Source organism: Streptomyces thermovulgaris, assembly GCF_002155915.1.
Classification (GTDB): Bacteria; Actinomycetota; Actinomycetes; order Streptomycetales; family Streptomycetaceae; genus Streptomyces; species Streptomyces thermovulgaris.
On record NZ_MUME01000530.1, the window covers coordinates 1 to 4,724 of the forward strand.

Annotated in this window: 4 protein-coding genes; 2 read left to right on the plus strand and 2 right to left on the minus strand. The window is 72.8% G+C overall.

Annotated features, from left to right (window positions below; all coding sequences use genetic code 11):
- Both CCN35_RS27085 and CCN35_RS27090 read left to right on the plus strand, forming a co-directional pair.
- A partial coding sequence (locus CCN35_RS27085) for a sensor histidine kinase (RefSeq protein WP_107501110.1) occupies positions 1 to 1,280 on the plus strand: 1,280 nt, incomplete at its 5' end.
- Between the two features lie 177 nt (positions 1,281 to 1,457).
- Positions 1,458 to 1,955, plus strand: coding sequence for an inorganic diphosphatase (locus tag CCN35_RS27090; protein WP_067388646.1), 498 nt, complete (start codon positions 1,458 to 1,460; stop codon positions 1,953 to 1,955).
- Positions 1,956 to 2,006: 51 nt separating this feature from the next.
- Here the strand turns inward: CCN35_RS27090 and CCN35_RS27095 are convergent, their stop codons facing one another.
- Both CCN35_RS27095 and CCN35_RS27100 read right to left on the minus strand, forming a co-directional pair.
- Positions 2,007 to 2,786, minus strand: coding sequence for an FAD binding domain-containing protein (locus tag CCN35_RS27095; RefSeq protein ID WP_086794673.1), 780 nt, complete (start codon positions 2,784 to 2,786; stop codon positions 2,007 to 2,009).
- A 245-nt stretch (positions 2,787 to 3,031) separates the two neighbouring features.
- The coding region (locus tag CCN35_RS27100; protein ID WP_086794675.1) for a bifunctional metallophosphatase/5'-nucleotidase at positions 3,032 to 4,724 on the minus strand (1,693 nt) is incomplete at its 5' end.

Consider the following 4,724-nt stretch of genomic DNA (forward strand, 5'->3'; position numbering starts at 1 on the left):
TCGCCGCTCCCGCCCCCGCCGCCACCGCACCCCGCAGCAGCGACGACGACCACGACGACGACCGGGACGACGACAACGACGACCGGGACGACCACGAGAACGGCGACAGCGACGACAACGACGGTGACGACGACTCCGGCAGCATCCCCGGCCGTGGCGAGGTCTCCGGCGACGTGGACCACATGACGGGCCGTGCCACCGTGAACGGCCGCACCGCCGACTACCGGTTCGCCGCCGTCAGGGCGACCAGCCCCTTCGGCGAGACCGCCACCGTGTACGCGGGCGCACCCCTGGCCACCGAGCAGAGGGCCGTCCGCACCGTCGTCACGGCCATGCTCATCGGCCTGCCCCTGCTGCTGGCCGTCGTCGCCGGCGTCACCTGGCTGACCACCCGCCGCGCCCTGCGTCCCGTCGAGGACATACGCGCCGAGCTGTCGGCCATCACCGCCTCCAGCGACCTCGCCCGCCGGGTGCCCGAACCCGACTCCCACGACGAGATCGCCCGCCTCGCGGCCACCACCAATCGGACCCTGGCCGCCCTGGAGGCCTCCGTGGAGCAGCAGCGCCGCTTCGTCGCCGACGCCTCCCACGAACTGCGCAGCCCGATCGCCTCCCTGCGCACCCAGCTGGAGGTCGCGGCCGCCCACCCCGAGCTTCTCGACCTGGAGGGCGCGGTGCAGGACACCGTACGCCTCCAGGACCTGGCCGCCGATCTGCTCCTGCTCGCCCGCCTCGACGCCGGGGAGCAGCCGCAGGCGGTCCCCCTCGACCTCGACGACCTGGTGCGGGAGGAGGCGGCCCGCCGCGCCGACGCCCTTCCCGTCCGCGTCACCCTCGAGACCCCGGTCCGTGTCGACGGCAGCCGCAGCCGGCTCGCCCGAGTCCTGCGGAACCTGCTCGACAACGCCCAGCGCCATGCCACCGGCTCGGTGACGGTCACCCTGCACACCGAGGGCACCACCGCGGTCCTGCGGGTCGCCGACGACGGGCCCGGCGTCCCCGTGGCGGAGCGGGAGCGCATCTTCGAACGCTTCGTCCGCCTCGACGACGCCCGCACCCGCGACGACGGCGGAGCCGGCCTCGGGCTGGCCATCGTCCGCGACGTGGTCCGCCGCCACGGCGGCGACATCACCGTCGGCGATGCCCCGGGCGGGGGAGCGCTGTTCGAGGTACGGCTGCCTCTGTCCGAGGACCACCGGGCGCGGGAGTCCGCCGGCCCCGTGGTGCGGCCGGAGGGCCGGACCGGGGACGAGCCGAAGGCGGGCCGACGGCGGGATTGAACGGGCCGGGAACGGATGGGAGCGGATGGGAGTGGACACGACCGGCCCGCGGGGCACCATGGACGTGGCGGGGCACTGCGGAGACGCATGCCCGGCGTGCCGGCGGCAGGGCTCACCGCACACCGTGGCGTCGTGCCGCCGACGGCCCCGATCCCCTGACGTGGCCAGGAGGCGACCGTGGAGTTCGACGTGGTCGTGGAGATCCCCAGGGGATCCCGCAACAAGTACGAGATGGACCACGAGCTGCAGCGCATCCGGCTGGACCGGATGCTGTTCACCTCGACCAGGTATCCGGCCGACTACGGCTTCATCGAGGGAACGCTCGGACGCGACGGGGACCCGCTCGACGCCCTCGTCCTGGTCGACGAACCGACGTTTCCCGGGTGCGTGATCGAATGCCGGGCCGTCGGCATGTTCTGCATGAGGGACGAACAGGGGCCGGACGACAAGGTCCTGTGCGTGCCCGCCCACGATCCGCGTCACTCCCACATCCAGGACCTGACGGACATCCCCTCCTTCGACCGGCTGGAGATCACTCATTTCTTCGAGGTCTACAAGGACCTCGAACCCGGCAAGAGCGTCGAGGGCTCGCACTGGGAGGGCAGGGAGCAGGCGTACGCCGAGATCGAGGCCTCCCGCGCCCGGGCCGCCCGGGCCGGTGCCGAGCGGCCATGAGCGACCCGCGGGCGACCGCGGTTTCGCGGCGGACGGCGGACGGCCGGGCGGTCAGCCGGCCGAGGCCAGGACGCCGGTGACCTGCCGGCGCACCTCCTCCCAGGCCGCGGGGGAAAGGGTGTGGAAGGCCGAGTGGCGCAGGGTGCGCAGAAGCTGCTCGGTGCCGGTGCTGCCGGTGCCGTCGGCGTTGTCGGTGTTGTCTGCGGTGCCGGTGCTGTACGGGACGCTGCCGGTGAGCACGTCGTAGCCGTCGCGCACGGCCACACGGAGACGGCGTGAGGTGGTGTGCCCCTCGCGCTCCTCGTGCTCCTCGTGCACGGCCGTCGCGACGACCAGCGGCGGCCGGCCGCCCGCCTCGCCGGGCTGCTTGCAGTGGGCGCTGGCGAGCGGTTCGCGCCAGTGGAGGCCGAGCAGCAGGTGGCGCTTGGCCAGGACCTCGGTGAGGTCGGTCTCACGGACCCCGTCCGGCTCCAGCACGGTGGCCCGTGCGTCGAGCACGAGTGCCGCCGGCAGCAGGCAGCGCAGCGCGCTGCCGACCAGATTGCCGCCGACGGTGGCCGCCCGGCGTACGGCTCCGGTTCCCACCGAGGCCGCGGCGTCGCGCAGCACCCGGGGCACACGGTCGTCGATCCGTTCGAGCACCACGGCGGCGCCCAGCGACCTGGGCCCGAGCACGTTCGCCTCGGGCACATGGCGCAGCGACATGGCCTGCTCGGGAAAACCGTCGCGCTGCCAGGTGGCCCACACCAGGGTCGCCCCGCCCACGGGCACCGCCCCTTCGGCCAGGTACTGCTGTGCTTCGGTCACGGACACGGGCAGACGCAGCAACACGGCGACCGACCTGCCTTTCAGAAGCCGGGGCAACGGGACTGTCCGACGCAGTCTTCCCGCCAGGGCGGAGGCGCGTACAGGGCTCACCGCAGCACCGTGTGCGCTTCCCGGCGCGCAGGGATCCCGGGCCGGGGCGGGCCCGGCGGGGGCACGACCGTCGGCTGCGCCGTGTGCGCGGCGCGCCTTTGCCGAGGGGCGGGCCCCGCGGGGCCCGCCCCTCGGCCGGCTGGTCCGTCCGGTGGCTGCTACCGGATGACGGTGATCCGGTCGGCCGCCGTCGGCGTGTACGGCGCGGCGGGCGAGGAGTGCGCCGTGAGGTAGTCGACCAGGGCGGCCAGGTCGTCGCCGCCGACGAGCTGGCGGGTGCCGTTGGCCAGTTCGGTGAAGCCGTCGCCGCCGCCGGCCAGGAAGGAGTTCACGGCGACGCGGTAGGTGGCGGCCGGGTCGATCGGCTTGCCGTGGAGCCTGATGGAGTCCGTCACCACCCGGTCGGCGCCCGACTTGGTCAGATCCAGGGTGTAGGTGAAGCCCTCGGAGACCTGCAGGAACTTCGGGGCCTCGGCGTTGCTGCCGCTGACCTGCTGCTTGAGCACGGTGATCAGCTGGGCGCCGGTCAGGTCCTTGATGTTGACCGTGTTGCTGAACGGCTGCACCGTGAAGCCCTCGGCGTAGGTCACCACACCGTCGCCCTCACTGCCGGAGGCGGCGTGGACCAGGTCGGCACGGATGCCGCCCGGGTTCATCAGGGCCAGGTCGGTGCTGTTGTCCAGGGTCCTGGCGTGCGCCAGCTGCGCGTCCGCGATCAGGTCGCCCAGCGGGGACTCGACGGTGCCCTCGGTGCCCCGCGGGATGTCCGCGGAGATGTATCCGATGGGCTTTTCGGCGACCGGGGCGGCCAGGGTCTGCCAGTAGTCGATCAGCCGCGTCATGTCGGCCGCCCTGGGCCGGGTGCGGTCCACGACACGGTTGGAGCCCTTGACCGTGGCGCGGACGATGTCGTGGCTGCGCAGGTCGTACTTCATGTTCAGCTCGGTGAAGAGCCGGCCGAAGGAGGCGGCGCTGGTCACCAGCCGGGGAAGGCCCGCCGGGTCCGGAATGGTGCACACATACGCGCTGTGGGTGTGCGCGGTGACGAGGGCGTCGACCTCCGGGGAGACCTTTTGGGCGATGTCCACGATCGGCCCGCTCAGCCCGGAGCCGCTGCCGCCCGCGTCGCAGTCGTAGTTGTACGCCGAGGAGGCCGGGTAGCCGCCCTCGTGGACGAGGGCCACGATCGCGCGCACGCCCCGCCGCTGGAGTTCCCTGGTGTACTTGTTGATCGTCTCGGCCTCGTCGAGGAACTTCAGCCCCTTGACCCCCTCGGCGGAGACGATGTCCGGGGTGCCCTCGAGGGTGACGCCGATGAAGCCGACCCGCGCGCCCTTGACGTTCTTGACGACGTACGGCTTGAGCAGCGGCTTGCCGGTCTTCTCGTGCACCACGTTGGCCGACAGGATCGGGTAGTCGGCGCCCTTGAACGTGCGGCCCTTGGCGTAGCAGCCGTCGACCGGGTGGCAGCCGCCGTTCTGCAGGCGCAGCAGCTCGTCCTTGCCCTCGTCGAACTCGTGGTTGCCGACGCCGGCGACGTCCAGGCCGAGCTTGTTCATGGCCTCGACGGTGGGCTCGTCGTGGAACAGGCCGGACAGCAGCGGGCTGGCGCCGACCATGTCCCCGGCGGCGACGGTCAGCGAGCGGTCGTGCCCCTTGCGGGCGGCGCGCAGACTGCTCGCCAGGTACTCCACACCACCGGCGTCGATGTCCGTGGTGGTGCCGTCGGGCCGCAGCTCGGTGACCCGGCCGGAGGAGCCGGCGGGCGGCTCCAGATTGCCGTGGAAGTCGTTGATGGCGAGGAGCTGGAGGTCCGTGGTGTGGGGGTGGTGCCCTCCGGCTGGGTGGGAG